This window comes from Pseudoalteromonas sp. NFXS39, from assembly GCF_040148775.1.
In the GTDB taxonomy this organism is placed as follows: domain Bacteria; phylum Pseudomonadota; class Gammaproteobacteria; order Enterobacterales; family Alteromonadaceae; genus Pseudoalteromonas; species Pseudoalteromonas apostichopi.
The window spans coordinates 283,459-310,133 of record NZ_JAGDEC010000006.1 but is presented as its reverse complement, the minus strand read 5'-3'; the positions used below and the strand labels follow the sequence as shown (position 1 = coordinate 310,133).

The 26,675-nt window shown below is 40.7% G+C and carries 24 protein-coding genes; 10 read left to right on the top strand and 14 right to left on the bottom strand.

Annotated elements, in window-relative coordinates; all coding sequences use genetic code 11:
• The first annotated feature begins 20 nt into the window (after window positions 1-20).
• Entirely contained in the window at window positions 21-1,250 is a 1,230-nt protein-coding gene (locus tag J3455_RS13445; RefSeq protein WP_349561911.1) for a serine hydrolase domain-containing protein, read from the top strand.
• 121 nt (window positions 1,251-1,371) lie between these two features.
• Window positions 1,372-2,328 (top strand): magnesium/cobalt transporter CorA, encoded by a 957-nt coding sequence (gene corA, locus J3455_RS13440; RefSeq protein WP_130050902.1) that lies wholly within the window; start codon window positions 1,372-1,374, stop codon window positions 2,326-2,328.
• A gap of 59 nt (window positions 2,329-2,387) precedes the next feature.
• Here the strand turns inward: corA and dps are convergent, their stop codons facing one another.
• The 3 genes from dps to J3455_RS13425 form a co-directional block, all read right to left on the bottom strand.
• Window positions 2,388-2,906 (bottom strand): DNA starvation/stationary phase protection protein Dps, encoded by a 519-nt coding sequence (dps, locus tag J3455_RS13435; protein ID WP_130050903.1) that lies wholly within the window; start codon window positions 2,904-2,906, stop codon window positions 2,388-2,390.
• Window positions 2,907-3,139: 233 nt separating this feature from the next.
• Complete coding sequence (locus tag J3455_RS13430; RefSeq protein WP_130050904.1) at window positions 3,140-3,559, bottom strand: CBS domain-containing protein; 420 nt, start codon at window positions 3,557-3,559, stop codon at window positions 3,140-3,142.
• A 79-nt stretch (window positions 3,560-3,638) separates the two neighbouring features.
• A complete protein-coding gene (locus J3455_RS13425; RefSeq protein ID WP_256854655.1) occupies window positions 3,639-4,649 on the bottom strand; it encodes a substrate-binding domain-containing protein in 1,011 nt (336 codons plus the stop codon).
• A 167-nt stretch (window positions 4,650-4,816) separates the two neighbouring features.
• Between J3455_RS13425 and J3455_RS13420 the strand changes: the two genes are divergently transcribed.
• The 3 genes from J3455_RS13420 to J3455_RS13410 all read left to right on the top strand — a co-directional run bounded on the left by J3455_RS13420 (window position 4,817) and on the right by J3455_RS13410 (window position 6,837).
• Complete coding sequence (locus J3455_RS13420) at window positions 4,817-5,620, top strand: LytR/AlgR family response regulator transcription factor (protein WP_178927270.1); 804 nt, start codon at window positions 4,817-4,819, stop codon at window positions 5,618-5,620.
• 82 nt (window positions 5,621-5,702) lie between these two features.
• A complete protein-coding gene (locus J3455_RS13415) occupies window positions 5,703-6,224 on the top strand; it encodes a cytochrome b (RefSeq protein ID WP_239977397.1) in 522 nt (173 codons plus the stop codon).
• A gap of 103 nt (window positions 6,225-6,327) precedes the next feature.
• Entirely contained in the window at window positions 6,328-6,837 is a 510-nt protein-coding gene (locus tag J3455_RS13410) for a replication initiation protein (protein ID WP_349561909.1), read from the top strand.
• Between the two features lie 109 nt (window positions 6,838-6,946).
• Here the strand turns inward: J3455_RS13410 and J3455_RS13405 are convergent, their stop codons facing one another.
• Complete coding sequence (locus tag J3455_RS13405; RefSeq protein WP_130050908.1) at window positions 6,947-7,537, bottom strand: LysE family translocator; 591 nt, start codon at window positions 7,535-7,537, stop codon at window positions 6,947-6,949.
• Between the two features lie 99 nt (window positions 7,538-7,636).
• On the opposite strand from J3455_RS13405, the gene J3455_RS13400 reads away from it, so the two are divergent.
• Window positions 7,637-8,086 carry an Lrp/AsnC family transcriptional regulator gene (locus J3455_RS13400; protein WP_167658046.1) on the top strand — a complete coding sequence of 150 codons (450 nt, stop codon included), beginning with the start codon at window positions 7,637-7,639 and terminating at the stop codon, window positions 8,084-8,086.
• Between the two features lie 97 nt (window positions 8,087-8,183).
• Entirely contained in the window at window positions 8,184-8,993 is an 810-nt protein-coding gene (locus J3455_RS13395; protein WP_349561908.1) for a hypothetical protein, read from the top strand.
• 23 nt (window positions 8,994-9,016) lie between these two features.
• On the opposite strand, the gene J3455_RS13390 is transcribed toward J3455_RS13395, so the two are convergent.
• The 7 genes from J3455_RS13390 to J3455_RS13360 form a co-directional block, all read right to left on the bottom strand.
• Entirely contained in the window at window positions 9,017-9,718 is a 702-nt protein-coding gene (locus J3455_RS13390; RefSeq protein WP_349561907.1) for a (2Fe-2S)-binding protein, read from the bottom strand.
• A complete protein-coding gene (locus tag J3455_RS13385; RefSeq protein ID WP_349561905.1) occupies window positions 9,693-12,092 on the bottom strand; it encodes a GNAT family N-acetyltransferase in 2,400 nt (799 codons plus the stop codon). The genes J3455_RS13390 and J3455_RS13385 overlap by 26 nt, the downstream gene beginning before the upstream one ends.
• Window positions 12,093-12,111: 19 nt before the next feature.
• Window positions 12,112-13,299 (bottom strand): MFS transporter, encoded by a 1,188-nt coding sequence (locus tag J3455_RS13380; protein ID WP_167658042.1) that lies wholly within the window; start codon window positions 13,297-13,299, stop codon window positions 12,112-12,114.
• On the bottom strand, window positions 13,296-14,588 hold the full coding sequence (locus J3455_RS13375; protein WP_256854650.1) for a lysine N(6)-hydroxylase/L-ornithine N(5)-oxygenase family protein: 1,293 nt from the start codon (window positions 14,586-14,588) through the stop codon (window positions 13,296-13,298). Before J3455_RS13375 ends, J3455_RS13380 begins: the two co-directional genes overlap by 4 nt.
• Window positions 14,581-16,125, bottom strand: a complete 1,545-nt coding sequence (locus J3455_RS13370) for a pyridoxal phosphate-dependent decarboxylase family protein (RefSeq protein ID WP_349561904.1) — start codon at window positions 16,123-16,125, stop codon at window positions 14,581-14,583. The genes J3455_RS13375 and J3455_RS13370 overlap by 8 nt, the downstream gene beginning before the upstream one ends.
• Before the next feature lie 466 nt (window positions 16,126-16,591).
• Window positions 16,592-17,161 carry a PepSY-associated TM helix domain-containing protein gene (locus J3455_RS13365; RefSeq protein WP_349561902.1) on the bottom strand — a complete coding sequence of 190 codons (570 nt, stop codon included), beginning with the start codon at window positions 17,159-17,161 and terminating at the stop codon, window positions 16,592-16,594.
• Window positions 17,154-17,624 (bottom strand): DUF4920 domain-containing protein, encoded by a 471-nt coding sequence (locus tag J3455_RS13360; protein WP_349561901.1) that lies wholly within the window; start codon window positions 17,622-17,624, stop codon window positions 17,154-17,156. Before J3455_RS13360 ends, J3455_RS13365 begins: the two co-directional genes overlap by 8 nt.
• Window positions 17,625-17,879: 255 nt before the next feature.
• Here J3455_RS13360 and J3455_RS13355 point away from each other — a divergent pair, with 255 nt between their 5' ends.
• Window positions 17,880-19,247 carry an alkaline phosphatase PhoX gene (locus tag J3455_RS13355; RefSeq protein ID WP_167658038.1) on the top strand — a complete coding sequence of 456 codons (1,368 nt, stop codon included), beginning with the start codon at window positions 17,880-17,882 and terminating at the stop codon, window positions 19,245-19,247.
• Between the two features lie 121 nt (window positions 19,248-19,368).
• Here J3455_RS13355 and J3455_RS13350 read toward each other — a convergent pair whose 3' ends face one another.
• Together J3455_RS13350 and J3455_RS13345 are read right to left on the bottom strand one after the other, a co-directional pair.
• On the bottom strand, window positions 19,369-20,301 hold the full coding sequence (locus J3455_RS13350; RefSeq protein ID WP_130050914.1) for an alpha/beta fold hydrolase: 933 nt from the start codon (window positions 20,299-20,301) through the stop codon (window positions 19,369-19,371).
• A 115-nt stretch (window positions 20,302-20,416) separates the two neighbouring features.
• Window positions 20,417-22,786: a TonB-dependent receptor domain-containing protein gene (locus J3455_RS13345; protein ID WP_167658037.1), complete on the bottom strand. Its 2,370-nt coding sequence runs from the start codon at window positions 22,784-22,786 to the stop codon at window positions 20,417-20,419.
• A 247-nt stretch (window positions 22,787-23,033) separates the two neighbouring features.
• Between J3455_RS13345 and J3455_RS13340 the strand changes: the two genes are divergently transcribed.
• Together J3455_RS13340 and J3455_RS13335 are read left to right on the top strand one after the other, a co-directional pair.
• Window positions 23,034-24,290 (top strand): MFS transporter, encoded by a 1,257-nt coding sequence (locus tag J3455_RS13340; protein WP_349561899.1) that lies wholly within the window; start codon window positions 23,034-23,036, stop codon window positions 24,288-24,290.
• A gap of 68 nt (window positions 24,291-24,358) precedes the next feature.
• On the top strand, window positions 24,359-24,832 hold the full coding sequence (locus J3455_RS13335) for a VOC family protein (protein ID WP_130050917.1): 474 nt from the start codon (window positions 24,359-24,361) through the stop codon (window positions 24,830-24,832).
• On the opposite strand, the gene J3455_RS13330 is transcribed toward J3455_RS13335, so the two are convergent.
• The gene (locus tag J3455_RS13330; protein WP_178927265.1) at window positions 24,829-26,466 is read right to left on the bottom strand and encodes a BamA/TamA family outer membrane protein; all 1,638 of its coding nucleotides are present in this window, start codon (window positions 26,464-26,466) and stop codon (window positions 24,829-24,831) included. The two genes, J3455_RS13335 and J3455_RS13330, sit on opposite strands and share 4 nt — an antisense overlap.
• Between the last annotated feature and the right edge of the window lie 209 nt (window positions 26,467-26,675).

Below are 26,675 nucleotides of genomic sequence, written 5' to 3'. Positions count from 1 at the left end.
TGCACAGCAAGGAGTAGGGTATGAACTGGTTTAAAACGATTTTGTTAACGCTATTTTTGTCATCTGCTTGGGCTGCGACCTGTTTGTATGGTGGTGTCAGTGGTTGGTTTTTAAAGCCAATTGCTGAGACTGGTAACACTGAGCAATTTATTGCCAACAGCCAGGCGTTGATTTCTGAAAACCAAGCGAACATAGCTTATGTTTTGATTGAAAGTGGCGAAGTGATTTTTCAAGATTACTCGAAAAGCAAAGATGAAATAACTGCAAATACGTTGTTCCCTGTGGCATCACTTAGCAAGTTTATTACTGCTTATGGCGTGATGATTTTGGCAGAGCAGCAGAAAGTTGACCTAGCTAAAGCTATACATGAACAACTAACAGCTTGGCAATTACCTGATTCAGAGTTTGATAATCAAAAGGTCAGCCTTACTCATCTGTTATCTCATACTGCTGGGCTTAGTGATGGTTTGGGGTTTGCTGATATTCCTCTAAGTGAAACGGTACCAAGTTTACTTGAGTCGCTTGATAACCCGCTTTCATCAACGGGTGTGCGAGAAATTAAAGCCACGAAACCACCGGGCGATTTTCAATACTCTGGTGGCGGCTATCTGATGCTAGAGCTACTGGTAGAAGAAAAGACGAATCAACGCTTTGCAACTTGGATGAATGATAATGTCTTTAAGCCAGTCAACATGACTGATGCCAGTTATGATGTACTCACTGAGTTAGACAACATAGCACCTGCGTACGATAAAAGTGGGCAAGCTTCCCAGCACTTTCAATACGCATCGGCAGCGGCCACAGGTTTACTGGCAAGTAGCCATGACTTAATCGCTTTAGTGCAAGCATTAACATCACCTCAAACAGGGCAGTTAAGCCCGCAAATGATCACCACCATGCGAGAGCCATTAGGATTTAGCTTAGGAGCACCAATCTGGGGGCTTGGTACCATGCTTTACGCACCAACAGCGTCGGGAGATTTTGTGTTTGGCCACGATGGTGCAAATGAGCCGGCAATAAATAGCACGCTTCGCATTAACCCCGATAACAATGATGCAATCATCGTACTTAGCAGCGGCGGTGAACATATTGCATCAAAACTTGGTTATGAATGGACGCTTTGGCAAACGGGTTCCCCTGACTTTTTAGCCTTTGATATTACCCTGCAAAGCGCTTTTGTACCTTGCTTAATAGGCCTTGGTATCATCTTGATAGGTATGATTATTGTGCGTTTCAAAAAAGCGAAATAAGTAATTGATGTTAAGTTTAAATTATTTTTCTGCTTTACCCGGGAATTAGTAGCATTGTCATTGTTCATTAACGTGAACAGCTATAGTATTTGCTTTAAATTGATTTATCAGGATAGGGCGCATGTTACGATTTTTTTCTATAGACCAAGGTGTAATTACAGAAACCGAACCAGCTGCTGATACACCTCTTGTCACTTCTATTAAAAATGCCCACTGGATTGATACCATAAATCCAACAGAAGAAGAACGACAAGCACTGGCAGGCACCCTCAATATTACCTTACCCGGTGCTGATGATGTTGAAGAAATCGAGGCGTCTTCCCGGTGTTTTATCGACCATGAAGGCTTGCATGTGCATGCGCTTTTTATGTCACCAAATGAAGGGCGCTTTAATACGGTGACAGTGGCTTGTTTGTTACAAGACAACTGTTTGCTGACAATCCGTGATGATGAATTAGCCGATTTTCGTTTATTACGACTTCGTGCTCGAAAAGGGCAAGTGGCGTGTGATAATCCCAAGCAACTTTTAGTAACTTTGTTTGACCAAAAAGTCGAAAACCACGCAGATATGCTTGAAGACATGCACCATCAATTAGAAAAACTCAGTGCTTATGTACTTGAAGAAGACGACTCAGATTTAGAAGAAGCCGTTAGCCGAATTTCTCGTCTTGAAGATAACAACGGCAAGGTGCGCTTATGTTTGATGGATACGCGTCGGAATATCTCGTTTTTACTGCGCTACTTAGGAGCACCAACAGAAGACCGCGAATCACTGCGTGAAATTGTGCTCGATATTGATACCCTTATGTCTCACTGTACCTTCTTGTTTGATAAAGTGAACTTCTTAATGGACTCGACTCAGGGTTTTATAAACATCGAACAAAACCAAATTATCAAAACCTTTTCAATTGCTTCTGTGGTGTTTCTACCGCCGACCGTCGTCGCAAGTATCTATGGGATGAATTTTAACAGCATGCCTGAGTTGCAATGGGCATGGGGTTACCCGTTTGCGATTGGCATTATGTTGCTGTCTGGCTTTGCACCATATTTGTTCTTTAAACATAAAGGTTGGTTGTAGCAAAGCAAAAAAAGCCCAGCAAATGCTGGGCAAGGGGTCTTCGGATAGACCTAGGGGGTTTAGCCTTTCAATTCGCCGGTAGACGATTCAATGTGCGCACGAACAAACCATTGGAATTGTTCTAAATCGGCCAGTTGGCCGGTGATCATATCTTCAGAAACTGGGTCTAGCTCACCAAGCTTTTCGATAGCTGCACGGTGGTCTTTATTGACGCCGTTGTACACTTTATCAAGTGAAGATAGATGGTCAGTCACTAAACCTTTACCAATTGAATAGTCTTCCCATGTACGGCGATCTACAATTGATTGTGGTGTGCCAACAGGTACGCCACCCATAGTTGCAATACGCTCTGCAATCGTATCAGTCATCTCTTGGACTGCGCTTACTTGCGGGTCGAGCATTTCGTGTACACCAATAAAATTAGGTCCAACAACATTCCAGTGAATGTGTTTTAAAGTGAGGTGTAAATCGATTAAAGCGACCATACGCTGGTCTAAAATAGCAATTGTGTCAGCTGCAGCTTGGTCTTTAACACCCGGTGCTGTAAATTCTGCGACTTTTGATGATGAATTACTCATTACTCCTCCGAGATTATCTATTAATTTCCTTTCGCTTTTAGTTTTAAAAGCACGTTTAGTTAGATAGAAGCAAACGTTATGCCTAAAAGAGATTTGTGGTTAAGTTGTTGAATTTATTTGGTTAGATTTTTTTTGTGTTTTGTTGCAGTAGCTATGGCTAAGGTGGAGTATGAAAACTCTGCACACCGAATGTAAAAAATTCAGTGTGCAGATATAAGTTTAAATTTAACGGCTTAAGAGAGTAGTGCTGCTGCTAAGCGAACAAAGTCAGATGAGGTTAGAATTCCCACTAAGTTGTTATCTTTATCAACTACAGGCATGCAGCCGTGGCGATTTTCGACAAAGAACTTAGCGACGTCATGCAACGGTTGCTCTGGCGAGATACTGGTAAAATCGGTAGCCATGATATCAACTACTTTGGTTTGTTTTTCTTTGCGTTCAAGGGCGCTGGCGCTGTAATTAGCCATGATATTCATTACCTGAGCAATCATGATTTTTTGCGTTAACATGCCAACTAAACCACCGTGCTCATTGATCACTGGGATATGACGGACATTCTTCTCTTTCATTAGGTTATGAGCATCATGCAGGGTATTTTGTGCACTAATAGCAAACGGGTCTGGCGTCATCAAATCACTAACTAGGTGTGTCATTGCTAAATCCTTTCAATTAATCAAGTTGTTGTAAGTCTAGTCCTTATCTAGTTAATTGCACTTTAGTGAGATCAAAGTTTTAGTGATTAACGGTGCAAGTACCAGCATTACTTTGCTGGCAATAGTGAAAGTCTAAATAATAGTGAGACTTAGCGGGTCGCTCACCTTTAGTTAGGTACTGATACATCAATTCAGCAGACAGGCGGCCCATTTCAAATGGGTTTTGACCAATGTTAGCCGATGATAATCCTTGCTTTAATATGTCTAATTGCATTTGCTCTGTATCGGCAGAAACGATCACTACCTCTTGATTAGCAATGCGCTGTTTATGTTTAGCAATTACGTTTGCATAGTTAGGGTTAAATTGGGCAAAACCTGCTACAGCTAAAAATAGTGGTGGGTTTTCGAGGTTAAGAAGTTTGTCGAGCTGGCCGAGGGATACCTCTCGCTTGCCTAAGCTATACAAAGGGCAGCGATCAAACTCACTCCAGCCATTTTCACCGCTTAAACGTTTATCTTTTTGCCCTGATAATGCATAGCGCACACCTTCAATACGCTTGTTTAAATTAGGTGTCGTTGAATGCCCTGACTGAATACACACTTGGTTGGTTGTTTTGTTAGTAAATTTTTTTAATTCGTTGCCTAACGCAACACCATAATCAAAATTATTAGTACCTACATAGGCTAAACGATATTGCTGATCTTCTTCGAGCAGATCAGAGTCAAAAGTAATTACAGGAATGTTGTTATCTTTAAGCTGTTTAAGAGCTCTTGCAACAAGATAATTAGAGTCTGTGGTTGCGATTAATAAACCACTAATATTGTTTCTACGAATGAGGTCGGTGATCACTAACACTTGGGTGCGAATATCTTGAAAGTCTTTAGGGCCGTCGTAAATACATTCAAAATCGAGATGTTGTTTTGCAAATTGCTCACAACCACGAAAGGCTTGCTGATAAAAGCTATCGTTCTTGGTTTTACCCACAACAGCCACCACATATTTGGCCTGAATTGGCAGAGCAAAAAGCCAAAAACAGGCGCACAAAAACACCCAGTTTAATTTAAAATTTAATAATACTTTTAAAGACATAGCACTACATATTGCAATTTTATTATAAGCTCGAACTAATTATAGTGGCCTAGCTTGAATTTACCAGAGAGCTTTTGTATGAACTAACAAGCTTTAACATATAATTAAAAAGCCTTTATAAGGAAGTACTTATTTTTGCTATCTTTTATGATTCAAATGGAGTGGCTATGATTATTTATAAATACTGGCAGCAATTAACAAAACTTTGGCAAAAAGCGGCTTTTTTATGGGGGGCTTTTTTTATTTTATTTAATGTATATTGCTTTTTTTGGCGCCATTTAACTGCAGGAGGCCAATATCAGTTTATGGACTCACAGGTTTTTTGGTTCAAAGAGTGGGGGGCTTTATGTGCTTTAAATATTGCATTGGTGGCTTTTGTTGATTTAAAAGGCAGAGTCCGTAATAACTTATTTGTTTTTATTATCGCGTGCACAGTTGCTATTTGTTCATTGGTGATCTTACGTATTTTTATTGATTACTCTTTTTATGGTTATGCAATTGCAGCGTCATTTATCCAGCTTTTACCAAAGTACTTAATAGCGTGTTGCTTAGTTTTGGCGTTGTGGCGATTATGCAGCATGTCGTTTTTGCCACAAGCGAAGCAAGATAAGCCAGAGAAAGGTCCACCTAAGTATATTGAAATAAACCACAAAGGGGTTGTTAAGAGACTTTCTCCAGAATCAATATTATTTATTAAAGCTGCAGGCAACTATGTCGAAATACAAACATTATCTGAATGCTTTTTAAAAAGAGATACCATCAAAAACAGCCAAGCTCACTTGCCTTGCTATGAATTCAAGCAAGTGCATCGCAGCTACCTTGTAAACTTAGCCCACATTGAAGATTTTAATCTTCATAAAGCAAATGCAACTTTACAGATGAAACTAGGGTTTTGCATTCCTGTTAGCAAAACTTTTAAGCCTGCTCTAGCAAATGTATTAAGTGAGTCGAGTGCATTCGTCACAGAATGATGGCTTTCGTCACAATCTTATTTAAAACAAAAGCTTAATCTTTACTATTAAGTCATGAATATAGTTTTTAAGGATAAAGTTCATGACAAAAAAGACACAGAAAACACATAAGATTTTGCACTGGCTAAGTGCGATATTAATTCTGAGCGTACTTGTGTTGGGTTACTACATGACCTGGGTGACTGATTACAGCTTGTATCATTGGCATAAATCAATCGCGGTGCTCATTGCTATCATCTGGTTATTAAGGATAGTTTATAGGCTCTATCAGCCGTTTCAATCTGCCATACAATCGAGCTTAACTAAGTGGCTTCATTTTTATCATTGGGGCTTGCTAATCTTGCTAGCTGTAATGTTACTGTCAGGTGCTTTTTATAGTGGTTTTGGCGGTTTTGGTATTGCTGTTTTTTCGTGGCAATTAATTGCTAGTAATTACAATGAAACGGGTCAGGCCGTTGCGTTTAATGCTTGGTTAAGCGATTTTGGCTGGCAAATTCATATTTTATCTGGCTATTTGTTATCAGCGGCCCTTTCAATCCATATTTTAGCGGCGCTTAAGCATCATTTCATAGATAAAGACGCGACCTTAAAGAGTATGCTTTAAGCGTTTATTTTAATTTGGTTTCGACCGTTATTTTTTGCCGCATAAACGTGTTTAGTTGTAGTCTTATTAATTAGCTCTCAGTCGGCTATGGCTAACAGTTTATGTGGTTACTGCCAATGGCTATGTACGTAATGCAGTAAAACTGCCAAGCAATGGCGATAACTTTACCAGTTACAGCAAAGTGGCTGAGCTGGTAGGGCGTACGTATGTTCATTCGCAGGTAAAAAACATCATTGTTGATGCTTACCAAACGCTCCAGAAATCCCATTCAGATAAACGATACAAATACGCTGAAACGGGCTTAGAAAATGGCGGTAAATTTAGCCCGTACAAGACCCATCAAAATGGTTTGTCTATTGATTTTATGACATATGTTGTTAACGAAAAGGGGCAATCCGTTCATTTGCCAACTCTCGTTTTCAATCGTTTTGGCTACGACATTGAATTTTATGAACAAGGCCAGTTTGAACAGTTTAAGGATGATTACACCGCTTTAGCAGCTCATATTGTTGAGCTGCATACATCGGCAACAGCAAAAGGTTACGATCTTTGGCGGGTGACCTTTGACCCAACCCTGCAGGGCTTTATAAAACCAAGTATGCAGATGATTTAAAAAGCACATCCAGTTTTCGACTAGACCATCTTGGGTACGACATGATGAGCATTACCATGTTGATTTTTTAGTGCCATGTGAAAAATAAGCCAAGCAAAGCTTGCCCAAATCAAAACAAACTAAACATCACTGAAGCGATTAATAGTATTGCCATTAGGTAGTTAAATGCTTTCAAGCGCTTTGGGCTGGCAAGCAAATGTTGAAGCTTTTCGCCAAGTAAAGTCCATGAGCTGACGCATGGCAGGTTAATTAAGCCAAATACAAGGCTTACTATTAACACTGAGGTGAGGTTTTTGTCTGGGGCATACAAACTAACCGCGCTTAACGCCATTGCCCACGCTTTTGGGTTCACCCATTGAAATAGTGCAGCCTGAATAAAAGTAAGTGGTTTACTTTCACTACTGGCTTTTTGTTGTGCATTACTTGTGGCAATTTTAAACGCCAGATAGAGTAAGTAAGCAATGCAAAATACTTTTAATATCAAATAGCTTGGTGGAAACAAATCAAATAGCTGCATGATGCCAAGGCCCACCAAAACCAGCATAAACATAAAGCCAAACGTCACACCAAGTAAGTGTGGCATGGTTCTTTTAAAGCCAAAGTTAGCACCTGAGCTCATCAACATTAAGTTATTCGGTCCTGGGGTAATTGATGACACCAACGCAAATAATGCCAAGGCTGTTAAAATTTCAAAACTCATTACTATTTCTCCATTTAAATTATGATGCAATTATAAGTTGTAATATGCACAATTATTGCGCTTAATATTGTTATTGATATTTGAAATTCACAATCAAGAATGAAAAAAGACAAAATTAACGATAGAATATTGCGCGAGCTTAAGCGCAATGGCCGAATTGCCAATGCAGAGCTGGCAGAAAAAGTGGGTTTATCGCCATCAGCATGCCTTCGTAGAGTGCAAGAATTAGAAAAGCTTGGGGTTATTGCGGGGTATCGAGCGGTTATTAATAATCAGGCTGTTGGCCTAGGATTTATCGCTTATGTTGGGGTTGGTTTAAATGAGCACTCAACAATATCTCAGCGAGCATTCGAACAAGCTCTTGAGTTTATTGATGAAGTAAAAGAGTGCCACAATGTAACTGGCTCGTTTGAATATTTGCTGAGAATTGAAACAGCAGATCTTAAGTCCTATAAAGCGTTTCATGCTGATGTACTTGGCTCTATCCCACAAGTAAGAACCATTACAACTCATGTCGTGATGGAATCACCCAAGGATGAACGCGCTTAATATAGAGTTTGTACCTTTTTTGTTATTAATTTATTGCGAGCTACCAGGCCTTAGTCTAGAATCTTCGCGTTAAAATAATAATTTATAAGGAAATTAAGTGAAAACGTTAAAGCCTCTTTTGGCGTTTATAGCTTTAGGTTTATTAGCTGGCTGTCAATCTACAACCGAAACAGGTGTATCGATGGCCCGCTTTGAGAGCCCCGAGATCAACAGTGACCCCTTTCATTTTCGTGCAACCGTTGGTTCTGATACAAGCAAGATTATTGCTAAAGATACCAGTGAGAGCACATCAACGAGTACCGCGTTAACTACTTCGATGAGTATGACCTTAGGTTATTCGACGGAGCTTAGCCTAGGTGCAGGTATTGGCGGCGATCATGATTATGAAAAATACGCTATTAAGCATCAGTTTTATGGCAGCCCTTTAGAGTCTGCCGCCGAGAAAAACCTCTCTATGGCGGTTAGCCTTGGCTATATTCGCAGTAAAGATTCGGGGTATGGTCCACTATTAGCGGGTAATTACGATGACGATACCTATGATTGGGATTTGTCGCACGATACCTATGATATTGCACTTATTTCAGGTTACCGTTTAAGCTCAAAAGCCTTGTTATATGGCAGTGTCTTTTATCAAAAAGGCTCTATCGATGTTGATTATACGCAGATGTATTATCTTGCCAGCGAAGAAGGGGCTATGTTAACTCGAGCATGTAGTGATACGCCAGAGCAATGCCTTGATTTTAGCGCTGATTACGACGGCCACAATGCCGGTGTCAGCATTGCTCTTGAGTATGCATTCACACATTGGTTCGCCATTACAGGTGAGGCGGTCTATAAATCGATGAATTGGTTTGATCGTAGTGAAAGTGAGACTGCAGCAAATGTAAACTTTGAATTTAGGTTCTAGGTTCGGCTGTTCGAGAAAAGGCATTAGCAATGGCTAGTGCCTTTTTTGTTTAACGGGCAGTTAGCGCAATAATCTGCGGCTACAAGTTGGTAGTGTAAGCAGCAGGTTTTACGCATAAATGTTAGCTTATTGTTTTGATCACTAAAGCGATGTTTACCACATAGCTTTTGCCAAGTTTGAAAACGCTTTGCTATAAATTTTATCGATTTGTCTGGCCAGCAAGCTATTAATGCTGCGTGGAAAGTATCACTTTGTAAACGTTTTAATAATCCTTCATTTAGCCTGTACTGCAATGGCACGTTATTATACCAAGCTTGCTGGTGGTCAATTAAGTGATTGGCTGCCAGTTCAATCAAATCTGCATTATTAAAAGAGTCTTGTTGAGCCATGATATTTAAATTAGCCAAACCATAAATATGTGAGCCCGTTATCCGCTGCTTAATATTGACCAGATCAGGAATGCAACCAAGGTGCTCTACACAGGCTACTAATAAGTAAATAACTTGCCAGTTCAGTTGTAAGTAGAGATTGATTGCGACATATCCCTCAGTAACATTTGCTCCTCTTAATTTTATAGCGTTAGCCAAATCGGTTAATTGCTTGCTAGTTAAACATTGACTGCTAAACCATTGTTCATCGTTTGTTGGAGTTAAGAACGTCAGCAGTGAGCACTGCTGACGTAAGGCTAACTCAAGATTATTATGCTGTTGTGTTTGTAAGTGCATATTGCGCCAAAGGGTTTTGCAAATCACCTGCATACTGCAAGCTTGAAGCTGGGTCGGTAATATCAACCATTTGTTGATTGTTACGCAGCTGTAAGCGGTTTAAGCAAGACAATGGGAATGACTCAGCAAATAAATCATGCTCAGCAAACTTGTCTTTGAGTGAAGGATGATTCGCCTGATACTGAACAATTGTATCGGCGACGGCTTGCCAAAATTGTTGTTCGGTCAGTAGGCCATCAGTTACTAAAATTGCCGAAAGGTAGCGGAAGAAGCAATCGAAAATGTCAGTAAAAATAGACAACACGGCAACGCCTTCTGGAATGGTTACCTTAATCCGCTTTATTTCATCATTCAGCTCAATGTTACTATTTAATAAGGCAATTTCTTCACCAATGTCTTTAATGAATACGCCTACCGGAACATGATTGTTAAATCGAACTATGAGGTTTTCACCATGTGGCATAAAGACTAAATCATACTGATAAAAACAATGTAGCAATGGTGTCATATAAGCCTGTAAGTAGTGGGCTAGCCACTGCTCAGCACTTAGCCCCGATTTGGCAATTTTAGCACTCACAAATGATCGGCCTTCGCTATCGATATGAAGCAGACTTGCCATAGTGGCAAGGCTTTCATTCTCGTCCATGTATTGAGCGGGATTTTCACGCCAAAGAGCCGCCATCATTTTCTTATAAGGGTTATCGCCAAGCGCAGGATGAGTGTAATACTGCTCATCAAAGCCAAGGGTTGCGACTTCTCTTAAAGGTTGAAACTTCAGTGATTTTAAATAGCTATCTTGGTTTACTAAGTCGAACAACCATTGATTTATTGCCGGAGTTACTTTCATATAGGCGCTCGATAAGCCCCGCATAAAGCCCATATTTAAAATCGATAAGGCGGTTTTAACATAGCATTTGTGTGGTTTGCTGATGTTATATAGGGTACGAATTGATTGCTGCGGTAAATAACTATCTTGCGAGTAGCCTAAGCACACAATGTGTTTTTGCGAGATATGATAGCTATAAACATGGACTAATTTGTTGAACCACTGCCATGGGTGCATAGGAAATAACAGATAGTCACTTGGCTTTAAACCTTGCTCAGTTAGTGCTTTTTCAAAGCGCAAACGCTCAGCTACATCAAGCTCATCGGCTATCAAGCTCTCGTATTTATAATCATCGGTACTTTTAAAGGTGGTATGCTGTTTGTGGCACGCAAGCCATATTATTTGAAATGGGTTTGCGGCTTCTGGGGTATATTGGTGAAAGTCTTGTGAGTTAAAACCAATGCGGCCATTGTTGGCAATAAAGCTTGGGTGACCCATGGTCATTTGGGTTTCGATCAGCTGAAAATCTGCGTCTGCTAATTGCTGAGCGTTATAGCGATTATTTTTAAATTTAAATGCAAATCCACTGAGTGTGCTCGCGAGTTCTTCGAGATAGGTGCCAAGCATTGATTTGTCTATGTTTAACTTGTCATTACACTCAAGTACAAACGCGATAGCGTCTAATGGCTGGCTGTGGTTAAGCGCCATTTTAGTAATGCTATTTGGATCTACTTGTAGGTGATTAAGCAGCATTGATTCACCTTTAAACTGATAGCTTTGCCCACCCATGGTATGCAACACGTAATGGTTTGGTTTTTCACTGTCGTAGCTAAATAGTCGTTCGTGATAAAACTCACTGAGCATTTTGGCAATCAGTAAACGGTTTGCGTATTGCCACGCTTGTTGGTCTAGATGTGAGCTACTGCAAGATGGCGTTGCTTGTTGCACTGCGGGACCTTGCTGTGAAGTGTCGAAGCGAGACGAAAGGTGCTGTAAGTAATTAAAGTGATCTTTTTCTAAACTACCAAATAATGCGGTTTTCTCACCTAAATTTATAACTTTATGATGGCTGAAACCTGCCTTTAAGTTAAGGTGGTGAATTTTATGATTGGCTATATCTGGCTCCACAATCACTCGCTCACATGAGAGAGTATTAAACATAAACTCTAACACCGACTGCATAACAGCAAGGCTAAACCCCGCCACAGAGAACTGCTTTGGAGCGAGTAAAATATGCATGCCTAAATCGCCATTTTTAAGCGCTAGGTGGTTCTCAAGTTTTAGTATTTGTGGTTTGTAAATCTCAATTAAAGCAATCGGTGTTTGGTTTATTTCAAGCAAATAGGCTTGTTGAGCCTCATCTTTATTGAGTGTTGTATAAAATTCTAAAATTTCTTCGGGTGAATGTTCCATTGCTCCCCAAAACTGAGCTTGAGAATGCTTAAGCCAAGGGGTAATCGTTGTTAGATCGTGTTCAGGGCTTAATGTTCTGATTTTTACATCACCAAGCAAAGCATGCTTGATATGAGTTTCAATGATGTTTTTCATAGTCGTGTTCTCTTAAAAATTAATAACTGTGAATAGGGTCTGTTGAGGTATGTTTGTTGCGTAAAAAAAGCAGATAAAACAAACATAAAGTGATGGCAAAGCCGACAGAGCCCGTCAGTAGTGGCGTGTTAAGTTCAAAGCGAGATACTAAATCTCCCGCTAAAAATGAGGCGCAGATGACGCCGATATTTTGCATAAAATGAAGCTTGGCAAAGTCGCTTGAGTAAAAACGTGGTTCGCTCATTGCAAACAACATGACTTGTAGACGTACGGTCAGTAAAAATAGCCCAATAGCAAATACAACACGGCCGAACACAAGCAATTGCCAGTGTGAGCTAAGTTGTATAAATAGGCCGATACTGCTTAATACAAGTGCATATGCGATTGTTTTACTGTGCTTATTGGTTGCGGCTTTGTTTTTGGTTGTAATCAAAATGACAAGCGCAACCCAAGCAGGGATTGCAAACACAGCACCAGCTAAAAGTGCATTACTGAATTCGCTTACTTGTTGCCAAAGTAACGTAAAGTATGGCGTTGCTAAGAACATGCTGAAGTACACGCCCATAGATATAACCCCTAAGCGAATAATGTAGCTAGGGAAACGCTGTCGTTTTACTGATGATGCGGTTAATTCCCGTGGCTTGTAGCTTACATTCAATAAGTAAATTAAATACAAGCAGAGCATAACCTGTAAGCAGTCACCTGCAGCCATCACTAAATATAAAAAGCGCGGCTCAATACTTTGGATGATCAAGCCACCTAATAAAGCACCGCCAATACCGCCAAAGTGTAAAAGCACGCTAAATAAAGCAACGACACCGAGGTGCTGTTGTTTTTCTTCGATACTTAGAACAAAGGGATAAATAAGCAGGTAACTTGCTTTAAATATCAGCATGAGCTGTGATAGCAGCCAAAAGCTCCATACGTTTTCGCTGTAAAAGCACGCAACACCCAATAGCCCTGCAATTATTTGGGTGATCACCCATAAATACAGTTCGTGCACGTGCTGCGCTATTTTCGCCCATACAGGGAAAGCACACATCACGGTGATGCAGCAAACAGCGATATAGGCACCAATGTGATTACTTGATTGCAAACCAAATTGGGCACTAAAAAACTGCGGGTAAAAGGGCAAAATCATGGTGTCGCAAACAACAGAAATAATCGTCAGCAGCACTAAGCTTGATTTTAATGCGGGTCGTTTCATGCTATTTGCTTCTGTTTTTCGTTGACAACATCGGGTAAACCAAACTCTTGAAAGGCAATTTGCGTTTCAACAGGGTAGGGGGCATAACCTAAGATTGAGCGCAGAATATGGCTGTTTCTATAGCAGGCCATGCCTAGATCTGGCGTTACAAAACCATGACTGTGTAGCTCAGCATTTTGTACAAACAACCTTTGCAGCTTGTCGATACTATAATTTCGCTCAACAGCAAAGCACCCGTTATCTAGCCAATTTATTTCGCTCATTAAGCCACTTAGAAAATCGGGTAGCTGATAACTAAAGCCCGTAGCCATGATGACCTGATTACTATGTAAGCTAAATTCAGCCTGCTGTTCACTGTGTCTAAAAACTAACTTACTGCCTTGTTTTTTAATGAGCTCGCTGTTGGTCAATAACCTTGCGCGGTTTACCCCTTGAATATCAAGTTGATAGAGCTGATCATAAATCTGATTAATTAACTCTGAGTTGATGCCTTTGTATAAATTACGTTGCTTGGCTAGTAACTCCTGTTTGGTGGTCTGTTCTAGGTTATAAAAGTAATCAACATATTCAGGAGAGGTCATTTCTAGCGTGAGTTTCGTGTATTCAAGAGGAAAGAAACGCGGCGCTCGCGTTACCCAATTGAGTTGGTAGTTATGCTGTTTAATGTCACACAACAAATCATAAAATACTTCAGCAGCACTTTGCCCTGAGCCAATCACAGTGATGCTCTTGCTATTTACTAATTCATCCCGTTTATACAAATATTCAGTGGCATGGCAGAGCTGTGTATCTTCAGCCTGAACAGCGGGTGGATAATAAGGCGAGGGACCCGTGCCCAGTACCAAGTGACGACAATAAAGCGTTTTAGTTTGCTTTGCTGATTCGACAGTGAGTACATAGAGCTGCTTGGTGTGATCAAATTGGCTATGAATGACTTTATGACCAAATTGTATGTTACTTAATTGGCTTGCTGCCCATTGGCAATACTGGTTGTATTGCTCGCGCAGTAAAAAGAAACTTTCTCGAATATAAAACTGATACAGCTTACCTTGTTGTTTCGCATAGTTTAAAAAGCTGTATGGATTAGTGGGATCTGCCAATGTAACTAAATCCGACATAAACGGTGTTTGTAATGTAACGCCATCGAGCATCAGCCCTGGATGCCAATTAAATTCATCACGTTGTTCTAAAAATAACGAATCAAGTTTTTCAATTGGCTCAGCTAAACATGCCAAACTGAGGTTAAACGGACCAAGACCTACAGCAATTAAATCGTATACTTTATTCATAGCTAGTTTCCTCTACTTTTAGACGTGCCTTGATGTTGTAGGCGCAGGCTTTAATATCAGCTGCAATACTTTTAATGTCTTCAATCTGTGTATTTGGGTTAAGTAACGTGAACTTTAAGTAGTTGATGCCTCTGAATTTGGTGCGAGCAATGGCACACTCACCTTGTTTGAATAGCTCATCTTTAATTTGATAATTAAGCAGGTTTAATTGCTCATCACTGAGGTTTTTATCGTTAAAGCGAAACACTAAGGTACTCAGTTCAGGTTGATGAATTAGCTCAAATTCAGAGTCTTGTTTGAGTGCCACATAACTACTACGGGCTAATGCCATAACAGAAGAAAACACTTTGCCAATCTGTTCGTGGCCCATAATGCGTAAAGTTAGCCAAAGTTTTAAGGCATCAAAACGGCGAGTAGTTTGAATGCTTTTATCAACAAGGTTTGGCGCTGCTTGTGGGTTGTCGTTAAACGGATTTAAATAATCAGCATGATGAGTTAAATGTTTAAATTGTTTTTTATCAGCAACAATAAATGCACTGCTACTGACAGGTTGTAAGAATGATTTGTGGTAATCTAACGTCACCGAGTCAGCCTGTTCAATGCCATTGAGTAAGTGACGGTGATCATCAGCGGCAAGTAGTCCACAGCCATAAGCTGCATCGACATGAAGCCATAAATTATCAGCAGTGCAACGCGTTTTTAGCTTATCGATAGGGTCTATTGAACCAAAGTCAGTTGTGCCTGCGGTAGCAACAAGCGCTATCGGAATATTGCCTTGTGCTTTGCATTCATCAATTGCTGCATCAAGTGCGGCTAGGTCTATTTTAAACTCTTTATCAACAGCAACAGGAACAACCGCGTTATAGCCAAGGCCCAGTAAAGCGGCTGACTTTTGAATACTAAAATGGCTGACTTCAGAGCAAAAAATACGGTAGCGATGAGCATCTGGACCTAAACCAAAATCGCGAATAAGGTGCCCTGATAAGCGCTCTGCTGCATGGTCTCTAGCAAGTAACAATGCCATTAAATTAGATTGACTGCCGCCACTTGTGAATATGCCATCGGCAGCAGCACTTAAGCCAATGCGTTCGATACTCCAGTCAATTAACTTTTGCTCAATGAGCGTCCCGCCAGCACTTTGGTCCCAGGTGTCTAACGAAGAATTTATAGCAGTTAATAACTGTTCGGCTATCACCGCGGGGTAAGCAACGGGGCAGTTTAGATGGGCAACATATTTTGGATGATGAAAGTAGACAGCATGATCTAAATACAACGATTTTACTTCATTTAGCGCTTGCTCAACGTTATTGAGAGGTTGATTTAGTTCTACTCTGGCTATTTGTTTACTGAGCTCTTTGTGGCAGACGCCAGAATGAACTTGTTTTGCAGAACGCAGTGCTTGATGGATGAGCGACATTGTTTGCATTGAAGCCATCTCATATTTGAGTAAATTATTTTCGTTAAAAATAAACGCATGGGGCTGTTCATCAACGTTTATTGATGAATGAGCATTAAGCACGGGGGCTAATTGATTCACGACTCAATTCCTTCTCGGTTAATTTGAATCGGGATCGTAATGATAGTGATTATCAATATCAATAATAATAAATCATTAATTTACTTTACAATTTAATTACCTTTTATAGGTTAAAGGTGTTTTATTTTTAAGTTTATCTAGTAATAAATAATTGTAATTAAGTCATAAATTATAACTAAATTAGTCCCTTTTTTAGGTTCTGTTTAGCAGCGTTCTTTTGCTTTTTCGATGAAAATGCTCACAAATAAAAGCAATAAAGCCATCATTTAAGAAAACTATAATAGGTAGGTGAGAGGTTTTAAGAGCTAAGTAAACACACTTTGAGCTGCTATAAAATGCTTAAGCAAAGTGAGGATTCTGCGAATAGTTATTTTAAAAAAGCTGTGTCAAAAAGTGGGTGAGGATTAAATTAATTGAAAATAATGTTGCCATCGCTGTTTGCTAGAATGGCAACAGGAACTTTAGTTTATAAAAATACATAAGCTGCTGGGAGCAGCATACCGCTGATGACTAATACTGAGCGGCTGCCCCATGGGCTATTTTTACCTTTGAGCATAAACAAGCCGCTGATTGCTAAAAACAGCAGCAGCCCAGCAAAAATATCAGAAAAAATAACCCACGAAGCGTTTGTCTCGTTCAAGTGTAAGCGGTTAAATGCTTGAAATACATGACGAGGCTCAATGGCTTCATAGCTTATGATATCTTTATTGAGTTTAAGGCTGAGGTTGTTACCGTTTTTTAAAAATACCTTAAACTCTTGCGGCGATACCCAGTAAGAGGCTTTTACCGGCTCGCTTACATCAGCATGGGAGATAATTTGCTCAATCAACAACTCGTCATTATCTAATTGCCAAGTTTCATCGCTCACACTGATTTGCTGGTGGCTTACTTTGTAGTTTGGGTTCCAATCATCTTTGTGGTTTACTGCAATGCCAGAAACCGCAAAGATAATCACTAAACCAACACAAAAATAACCAATATCGCGGTGTAAGTTTCTGTTTAACTTAAACCAGTTGATACTTGATTTGTTACTCAATGATTTCAACTCCGCTCGGAACGAGCTGATAAATAGCAATGGCTTCAGTCACTGAATTTGCATCAAAGCTTTCGCCGGCTTGCTGCGCTTTGTGAGCAAGTAGCGTTTTAGTGCGGCCAAGACTAAGCTGAATTTTATCGAGCTTACCGGTTACGATAGCTTTACTACCTTTAGCCGTCATCGGGAATACCATGTCGCCATCTTCAACTTTGATACGTAAGTTTTCAAAGCGTTTGTCTGATGCAAGCGTCATCCAGCAACCACGTTTTTCGCAAACCCCTGTGATAGTCCCTTCTACAGTAATTGGACTTGCTAGGTAATCGTCTGGCGTGGCCATAACCGTCGAAATTTTAATGAGTTTGTCACTGTCGACTTTACTGCCAAACTGCAAGCTAAAGGCGTGTTGGCTAAAGCTTAAAAGCGCCAATGAGAATGCAATAAATGTTTTTGATTTTAGTAACATAGTTGTTTCTTAGAAATACATTAAGTCTTAGTTTAAGCGGTTTACTTGTATGATAAAAGCATCATGAGATTATAAATTATTCGCAATTATATCAAGCGTAGATCAATTGTTTTTAATGCTGCGGGGTACTATCAGGTATAAGAAGCTTTATGACAATTTCGTGAATATTGTGATAATGTAACTTTTTATCGTTTCATTGCTTTATAATGCCTTTTTTATTTGTATGATAAAGCTGGTTTTTAGCTTGGAGTTAACATGGTTTCACGTCGAGAATTTTTAGTAGGGGCGGGCACAATAGCCTTTTTAGGATTATCAAAAAGTGCCATAGGTAAGGTGTCGTTAGGAGATTTAAAAACAACGGCTGTCGGCTTTGGCCCGTTAATTCCTGATCCAGATAAATTGCTCGATTTACCAGAGGGCTTTAGTTATCAAGTCGTTTCAAGCCTCGGTGAGAAAATGTCTGATGGATTTACGGTACCTGATAAAGCTGATGGTATGGGCTGCCTAGCACTTGGTAATGACCGCGTCGCATTAGTGCGAAACCATGAGTTAAAACCAAAAGATTTAGCGAAAGCCGAAGCAAGTATTGCCAACCATAAAACGCCCTTGGCTTTTGATACCAACAGTGACGGTGTGGCGTTACCTGGTGGTACAAGTCATATAGTTTATAACTTAAAAACCCATCAAAAAGAGCAAGAATATCTGTCATTGGTCGGCACAATTCGTAACTGCTCTGGTGGTATCACGCCATGGGGTTCGTGGCTTACCTGTGAAGAAACCACTGATACTAAAGCTGATGGATTTAACCAAGACCATGGTTATATTTTTGAAGTACCCGCAAATAGCAAAGGCTTAATCAAACCTGAGCCATTAAAAGCCATGGGTCGATTTAACCATGAAGCGGCTGCTGTTGATCCGCGCACAGGTATTGTTTATCTAACCGAAGACAAAGGTGATAGCGTCTTTTATCGATTTATTCCAAATGAATATGGCAAGCTACACAAAGGCGGGCAATTACAGGCTATGATGGTGAAAGGTAAGCCACAATTTGATAGCCGTAACTGGAATAACAAAGCCATGGTGTTACATCAAGAACTAGAGGTTGAGTGGGTCAATCTAGATAACCCAGAAAGCCCGAAGGATGACTTACGCCTACGCGGTTACAAACAAGGTGCGGCATTATTTGCCCGTGGTGAAGGTATTCACTGGGGTGATAAAGAGCTTTATTTTTGCTGTACCAATGGCGGTAAAAAGCAACTTGGTCAGGTTATGAAATATCAGCCATCAGAGTTTGAAGGCACGGCAAAAGAAGCAGAGCAACCAGGTAAAATCTCGTTGTTTGTAGAAAGTACCAGCAAAACCTTCTACAACTTTGGCGATAACCTTACTGTGTCACCTAATGGTCATTTAATTGTGTGTGAAGACCAATACACTGATGTGGTTGATAATCATCTTCGTGGTGTTACACCGCAAGGCCAAGTTTATAATTTTGCCCGTTTAGTTGCGCAAACCGAGCTGGCAGGTGCCTGTTTCTCACCAGATGGAAGCACTTTGTTTGTGAATGTTTACTCACCTTCAAAAACACTCGCTATAACAGGCCCATGGCATCAGTTTAGTGTTTAGTTAAAGCCTATTTTGAAAAGCCACTGCAAAGTGGCTTTTTTATGACTCTAATTTATCATTAATGAATAATAGAAAACCCTATATGAGTAAGTGCTCATCAGCACAGCCAAAATTAGCGACTTTAAGTGTTGAGAGCTTTATTTTTAGCGGCTTTTTTGGCACTGACTTTATGTGCGTGTTTAGCAATCCATTTAGTCATTTTTTTCATTAAAGCGGGCGGAAAGTCATGGCCCATACCGGGCACGACTCTTAATTTGCTGCGCTTTATTAACAGTGCGGTGTTGATACCAGCAGACAATGGCATGACAGGATCAGCACTGCCGTGGATCACTAACGTCGGGGCTTTAATCTTCTTTAAAAGTTGCTCGCGATAAGGTGTTGCGGCAATGGCTGCAAGCTGACGTTTAAAACCTGTTTGATTAGTGTGGGCACGCGCTATATAACGCTCGGCGTTGGCGTATAAAGCGTGTTCATCTTGTGGGTAGGCTGGGCTGCCAATGAGTTGGTTTAGCCTAACATTGTAATCAATCGCGGCTTCCTTATTACTGCTTCGGGGGCGTATTTTTGCAAGCTTTACTAGTAGGTTTATGTTTGAACCCGAAAACGATAAGGGCGAACTACTCGACATAATAGAGGTTAAGCTCAGCACGCGCTTTTTATATTTTGCTGCGGCAATTTGGGCAATCATACCACCCATAGAAGCACCCACTAAATGTGCTTTTTTGATATTAAGAGCATCCATTAACTCTTTTACGTCGCGAGCCATATCATCGAGCGAATAGGGCAGCTTTGCACGAATGGGTAATCGGCGGCTAAGCCAGTGCTTTACAAGACTTGGCTTACCTAACTCATCTAACGATGTGGATAGCCCTGCATCGCGATTATCAAAACGAATAACCCGAAAGCCTTTTTCGACCAAGCCAAAGTAAAGCGACTCTGGCCAAACGGTAAATTGAGCACCTAAGCCAATAATTAAGATGATCACCGGCGCATTTTTATCGCCTTCATCTTGATAACTAATACTGATACCGCTGGCTGTAAGGGTATGTTCCATAGACTGACAAATAAGCTTACGCAGGTATCATCAGCATAGTAGGTGAAGTTGGCAGTTTAGTGACAGTAGGAAAAATAGACAGCATCTAACTACGTGCTGCCTATTTTCAGGGAGTTTAGAAGTAAGCGGTAACGCCAATCCAGAAGTTACGGCCTTTATCTTTAACGTTGTAGTCGTCTGTGAATGTTACTTCGCTAACTACACCACGACCTGTTAGGTACTCATATTCACCATCGCCATTTAGGTCGGTATAGCTCGTGCTATAAGAGGTGAAATCTTCGTCTAATAGGTTGTTCACACGGGCATTGATTTGCACATACTCATTTACATAGAACTGCGCCCCTAAATTAAGTAGGTTGTAGTTTTTGTAGTACAGTGCTTTGTCGTGCACGTTATCCCAACCGCGATAACGGTCTGAACGATATACACCTTGTAGGTATAGGTTCATAAAGTCAGTCGCTTCCCAGTTTAGGGTAAGGTTTGCCATGTGCTCAGCTGAGTTAGTTAATGGTTGACCTTCTTCAGGACCGCTCTTTTGTTCGCTATCAGTCCACGTGTAGTTACCGTTAACAGACACTGTTTTAGTGATAGTGTATTGACCTGCAATTTCAACACCTTGCAAGTCTACTTCGTCGATATTGATCTTTTGGCTGTAGCTATCGTAGCCAAGCTGATCGTACTGACCTAGGTTCACACATGGGCGCACATCATTAGTTTGCTCACAGCTTAAAATAGTATCGCCGCGGGCAATTTTGTCTTCAAACTTGGTGTTGTAGTAAGTCACATTAATGTTGTGATCACCATCAAGCGAAGTCCAGTAAAGTGCAACTTCTGAGTTCACACTTGTTTCAGGTTCTAAATCTGGGTTACCCGCAAATGGGCTTGTGCCTTGACCACCAAATCCGGTGATACCGTCGTAAAGGTCAGTTGTTTGAGGTGTTTTATAACCCGTACTGACACCCCCTTTTATCGTCCAAGTGTCTGATATGTTGTATACACCATAAACGCGTGGTGATACTTGGCTGCCAAATACATCATGGTCATCGTAACGAGCGCCTAATGTAAAGGTAAAGTTGTCAGTTGCCATCCAGTTATCTTCGGCAAATAGCGAGTACATGTTTTGCTCTTGCACTTGACCTGCTTGGTCACTTTCAAGGCCAAATACACCGTCTTTTAACTCACCATCGATAAGCTGGCCACCAATTGCAAGGTTATGGCTACCAAAGCTGCCAGTGATAGGAATATCAAAGCGTAAATCATACGTATATTGGCTGCTTTCTAACGGGCGAGTAGGGCGTGGTAAGAAAGTTTCTTCAGCTAAGTCTTTACGTGCTTGCTCGTCCATTCCCTCGTATTCGCCAGTACCATCGTACATAGCTTGCAGCTCTAATCGTTCGCTTACACTTAGCGGTAAAGTACGGCCATTGTTTTGCGTATCAACATATGAAACAGAGGCCTTCACCGTTGCCCAGTTAAGCTCTCCATCGTAACTTAGTGACCACCATTCACGATCAAACTCTTGGTCTGCAGCATAGCCTGCGCGCGGGTTTACTTGGCCACGACGATCTTGCCAAATAGATTCAATATTATCTTTTGTGCCAAGTGGGTAAGTAATGGTGCCTGATTCAATGTTGTAGCTTGGTGTGTTGTCGTACACTTGACTTGAGTTATCATAATCAAAGCGTAAATGATGAGAATCAAACGGGGTATAAGTTAGGGTAATACCATACTGCTCATTAGTGTTATCAACAGTACGCCCACCACTACCAAAACCTAAAGAGCGAACATGAACAACGCCATTAGGGTCGGTAGCTGGTTCAAATGTCGGTGATGATGCCTGTTGCTCGTAAACACTACCGCGTACGCCTAAGCTTAATACGTCTTTGATCAGCGGCCCCATCACACTAAAGTCAGTGGTAATGTCATCACCAAAATCATCGTTTTGTTGTAATGAGCGGCTAAATGAAACAGCACCGCTCCAGCTATCAGTATGCTTTTTAGTGATGATATTAATTACACCGCCAAGCGCATCAGCACCATAAAGGGTTGATGCAGGGCCGCGGATAACTTCGACACGCTCAATGGCATCGACAGGCGGTACGTGGTTAAACGCGTTGCCTCCAAAATTGTTTGGGTAAATATCGCCATGATTATTTTGGCGTTTACCATCAATAAGTAACAGGGTGTACTCGCCTGTTAAACCACGCATACTCACACTGCCTTGGCCTGTTTTATCACGGGTTGTGCCAATGTCGATACCTTCTAAATACTGCACAGCATCAAGCACTGAGGTGAAGGCGTGAGACTTAATATCTTCATTAGTGATAATTGAAATACTTGCAGGTGCTTCAGTAACTTTTTGCTCAAAGCCGGTTGCTGTAATAACTAAGCGTTCCATATCTTGTTTAGGCTTAGCGTCGTCAGCTGAGGCTGAAAAATGTGTTGCTATGGCAAGGGCCAGTAAACTTGGTTTTATTGATTTCATTGTAGATTTCCAGTTCTTTTTGTTGGTTATCCTTTTAAGGAACGACGGGTATACTACAGAAATTAAAAATACAATCAATAATTATTCTTATTTAGATTAAGGTGTTTCGGGTTCAATTTACAGTATTTATGATTAAGTTGAGTTTTTAGCCAGTAAATACGGTGTTACAAACTAGATTTAGATTAAATACCCATGACAGGTTCACCTCCTGTATAGTGTTTTAATTATTAATATAAAAATTAAAACAATGAATTCGGATATCTCTTTAGCGCGCTTTAAGCAGTTTCCTTCTCTTATGTGGATCTTCTTATTCGGCTCGTTTATTACCCGTGGCAGCTATTATATGGTTTGGCCATTTCTAGCAGTTATCTTGTACGAAAAATTTGCTTTAACGGCGACAGAGGTCGGTTTGGTGCTTTCCAGTGCTGCCATAATTTCAGTGTTCACCAGCTTTATTGGCAGCAGCCTTTCAGATAAAGTCGGTCGTCATACACTGATGTATATTACAGGCGTGTTGTATATCATTTCTTTCTCGTTGTTGGCTGAGGTTGAAACAGTGGCAGGCTATGTGATTGTGATGACCTTATGTTCGATTGCTACCGCGCTTTGGCGGCCATTAACCAGCGCTGCAATTGGTGATATTATTGACGATGCTGCAACTCGTGAGCTTGCCATGCAATCGCTGTATTTTATTGTTAATGTGGGTTGTGCGGTTGGTCCATTAGCAGGCGTATGGCTGGGTTTAACAGGCGAGCAGTCAAGTTTTTATATTACCGCAGGCGCATTTGCTATCTTGTTAGTACTACTTGTTTGGGGTTTCAATGTTAGTGATAAAGCGTCAAAAAACAGCGCCGCAGCCGACGAGGTTGAAACTAAAAGTCCAGAAATAAAGGGCCAGCAATTATTGCGCATTTTGTTTGCTGATAAGCTGTTGCAATGTTTAATTTTAGCCAATATTTTGTGCATGTTTATTTACGCGCAAATGGATAGTTCACTAATACAATACCTGACTCGTGCAGAAGCTCCTGATTTACTTGCATTGATTTCTGCGCTGATTTTTACCAATGCGATGGTGATTATTTCAAGTCAATTTTTGCTATTGAGAATGATGGCGCGATTTAACTTAACAGTGCGTATTCAAATCGGTTTGGTACTTTTAATGGGGTCGCAATTTTGGTTGGCACTCAATCCGATAGACCTGTTCTGGGGCTGGATAGGTGCGATAGTGGTCATGAGCTTGGCTGAGACTATTTTATTTCCGACTATGAATGTTCACCTTGATAGACTCGCGCCATCACACCTTCGTGGTACGTACTTTGGCGCAGCTTCGTTTTATGATTTAGGTTTTGCTTTTGCACCGCTCGGTGGTGGCTTAATTTTAGATTATTACGGTGGTCCAACCTTGTTCTTTGTTGCGGGAGGGTTATGCCTAGTCGTGATTTATTTATACGCCATTCTTGAAAAGCTACCTAGACCTGATTTTGCAAATCCATTATCTAAGTAAATATATAAAGTGAAAATGCAGAACAGCTGCTACCTTTATAGCTCAAACATTAAACATTGAGGTTTAACATGGCTGTTTCTGCAATTCCTAAAGGTTTTCATGCGGTCACCCCGTATTTGATTATTGAAGGCGCTTCTAAAGCTATTGAATTTTACAAAGAGGCGTTTGCTGCTGAGCTAGTAATGCAAATGCCTATGCCTGACGGAGGGGTTGCACATGCCGAGATAATAATAGGTGACTCCTACATCATGCTTTCTGATGCTTACCCTGAAATGGAATATAAATCTCCACAGCAGCTTGGTGGCACCCCTGTAAATATGATGCTTTATGTTGAGGATGTCGATGCTGTCTTTGCTAAAGCGTTGTCGTTAGGTGCAAAAGAGTTACGTCCGGTACATGATCAGTTTTATGGTGACAGATTGGGGACTTTAGCCGATCCATTTGGTCATATCTGGAATATTGCAACGCATAAAGAAGACCTCACAGAGCAAGAGCTAATCGAGCGCATGGGGGAACTCATGAGTAAAGAACAAGATGCTTAAAAGGTTGTTTCTACTGACATTCCTATTTGCCACGAATCAACATCTTGATAACTGCCAAGAGGCGAACTAAAGTCGATATGTATAACGTTATCGTTACTTGAACGCGATGAATATAGACGAATACCCACACCAGCACTGGTTAGCATTGAATCTGAAATATTCGCCGTTTCAGTGCTGCCGAATGCTTGCCCTACATCGACAAAACCGACAAAGCCAACATCCACAAACTGATATAGATTGATGTTTGGGTACATTCTTAGCTCAGCAGTTGCTTGTAAGCTTGAAGTACCATGTTGGTAACTTTCTGGAAAGCCTCGCATGCCTTCTTCACCGCCAACAGCCAGCGGTTTCTCTGCAAACTCATGGTTTTGCCAATGACCATTTACATGAGCATAAAAGGCAAATGCATCTGACCAGCGATAGTTCATTTGTGCTTTTGAATATATAGCAAAGCGGTCATCAAGCTCAGTACCTACATTGCCCTTGATACCCGTGGCAAAGCGATACAAAGTGTTATTGTTAAACCAAGCTTTGGTGAGATTAGTATCAAACAAAAATCCTTGCCCCAAATTAACGGTATCTATAGCAAACTTTGAGTTTAGCTCCCAGCCTAGGTTAACGTCTTCGTTGTGGTTTATGAGGTCAATATCCTGTAAAACAGTATAGTTGTCTTCTAACCAATGTAATCCGACCCACGGCGCAGCAATACTGTAATCGCTAAGACCTGCGGGTAAAGGTTTTGTATCGAAAGGGCGGTAACTAACATCTTCGTAATCAATCCCAGCTAGCCAGTGAAAGGTTTGCTTTCTGTCCTGTGACAAAATTCCACCATAGGCGAACTGTGCGATTAATTCATCAGTGAAAAATTCTGAACGAGTCAGTCCATTTTGATAAATATAGCTTTTTTGTTTTTGTGACTTGGCAAAGTAGCGCATCAGTGCGTCACTACTACGTTGATAAAAAGGCTGATGATAATCCACTAAAAAGACTTGCCCGTCATCGTAGTCATCAGCTTGTAAAGTGAGGGTCGCATGAGGCTGCCAAGGAACCGGCATTTGCAGCACAGAGTGATAGCCTGAGCGTTCGTGATCTGATTTATACTTTAATGATGCGCGGATCCCGTACCCCAAAAAGTTCTCTTCTTTAAAGCCTAAGCTGTATTTGTTATTGCCGCTACTACGGCCAAAATTAATAGTTGGTAATAAACTCCACGTGTCCCACGTATCTATTTGTACCACGCGTGGTTCATCTTCAAGGCAGTCTTTTGTATAGCTAACTTTGGCATCTCTTAAGTACTTTTTGCTGCGTAGAATACGCTCTGCTTCTTGCAGTTGACGCTCACTGACTAGATCGCCTTCTTTAAAGGTAATTTGCTCACTGACAACTTTGTTTTTGGTATCTATGTGCAGCCAGTTTATAAAGCGATGTAGAGCGGTTGTTTCAGGATCATTTGGATCAAAAATCGTATGTGTATCAATGTTGAGTTTATCAACAGTGATATCTTTTTCTTCGCTTAACTCAGCAGTTGGTTTACTTTTTACTTCACAGACGACGTCTAAGCTTAAAGGTTCATTTGCGTATACTGTCCCTGTAGCAGTGCATGTTAATAATAAAACAGGTGTTATTTTATTCATCTTTATTATGCCTACTAAATACGAAGGAGACGCAGCTTGTTTGCTTTATCAACCTTTTAAATTCTTTACAGTTCTCAGCATAAAATCGCTAACTTAAGAAAAACTTAACTAAAACTTAAACTTTATTGAATATTATAAGGTGTTGATTAATAAGCCGTGTGCTAACTCATTATGGCGAAGTTAATCTTTAAATGGTCGGCTTACGTATG

Coding starts and splice junctions, on each gene's coding strand:
- J3455_RS13445 (WP_349561911.1), top strand. CDS start 21: ATGAACTGGTTTAAAACGATTTTGTTAACGCTATTTTTGTCATCTGCT.
- corA (WP_130050902.1), top strand. CDS start 1,372: ATGTTACGATTTTTTTCTATAGACCAAGGTGTAATTACAGAAACCGAA.
- dps (WP_130050903.1), bottom strand. CDS start 2,906: ATGAGTAATTCATCATCAAAAGTCGCAGAATTTACAGCACCGGGTGTT.
- J3455_RS13430 (WP_130050904.1), bottom strand. CDS start 3,559: ATGACACACCTAGTTAGTGATTTGATGACGCCAGACCCGTTTGCTATT.
- J3455_RS13425 (WP_256854655.1), bottom strand. CDS start 4,649: ATGTCTTTAAAAGTATTATTAAATTTTAAATTAAACTGGGTGTTTTTG.
- J3455_RS13420 (WP_178927270.1), top strand. CDS start 4,817: ATGATTATTTATAAATACTGGCAGCAATTAACAAAACTTTGGCAAAAA.
- J3455_RS13415 (WP_239977397.1), top strand. CDS start 5,703: ATGACAAAAAAGACACAGAAAACACATAAGATTTTGCACTGGCTAAGT.
- J3455_RS13405 (WP_130050908.1), bottom strand. CDS start 7,537: ATGAGTTTTGAAATTTTAACAGCCTTGGCATTATTTGCGTTGGTGTCA.
- J3455_RS13400 (WP_167658046.1), top strand. CDS start 7,637: ATGAAAAAAGACAAAATTAACGATAGAATATTGCGCGAGCTTAAGCGC.
- J3455_RS13390 (WP_349561907.1), bottom strand. CDS start 9,718: ATGCACTTACAAACACAACAGCATAATAATCTTGAGTTAGCCTTACGT.
- J3455_RS13385 (WP_349561905.1), bottom strand. CDS start 12,092: ATGAAAAACATCATTGAAACTCATATCAAGCATGCTTTGCTTGGTGAT.
- J3455_RS13380 (WP_167658042.1), bottom strand. CDS start 13,299: ATGAAACGACCCGCATTAAAATCAAGCTTAGTGCTGCTGACGATTATT.
- J3455_RS13375 (WP_256854650.1), bottom strand. CDS start 14,588: ATGAATAAAGTATACGATTTAATTGCTGTAGGTCTTGGTCCGTTTAAC.
- J3455_RS13360 (WP_349561901.1), bottom strand. CDS start 17,624: ATGTTACTAAAATCAAAAACATTTATTGCATTCTCATTGGCGCTTTTA.
- J3455_RS13355 (WP_167658038.1), top strand. CDS start 17,880: ATGGTTTCACGTCGAGAATTTTTAGTAGGGGCGGGCACAATAGCCTTT.
- J3455_RS13350 (WP_130050914.1), bottom strand. CDS start 20,301: ATGGAACATACCCTTACAGCCAGCGGTATCAGTATTAGTTATCAAGAT.
- J3455_RS13345 (WP_167658037.1), bottom strand. CDS start 22,786: ATGAAATCAATAAAACCAAGTTTACTGGCCCTTGCCATAGCAACACAT.
- J3455_RS13340 (WP_349561899.1), top strand. CDS start 23,034: ATGAATTCGGATATCTCTTTAGCGCGCTTTAAGCAGTTTCCTTCTCTT.
- J3455_RS13335 (WP_130050917.1), top strand. CDS start 24,359: ATGGCTGTTTCTGCAATTCCTAAAGGTTTTCATGCGGTCACCCCGTAT.
- J3455_RS13330 (WP_178927265.1), bottom strand. CDS start 26,466: ATGAATAAAATAACACCTGTTTTATTATTAACATGCACTGCTACAGGG.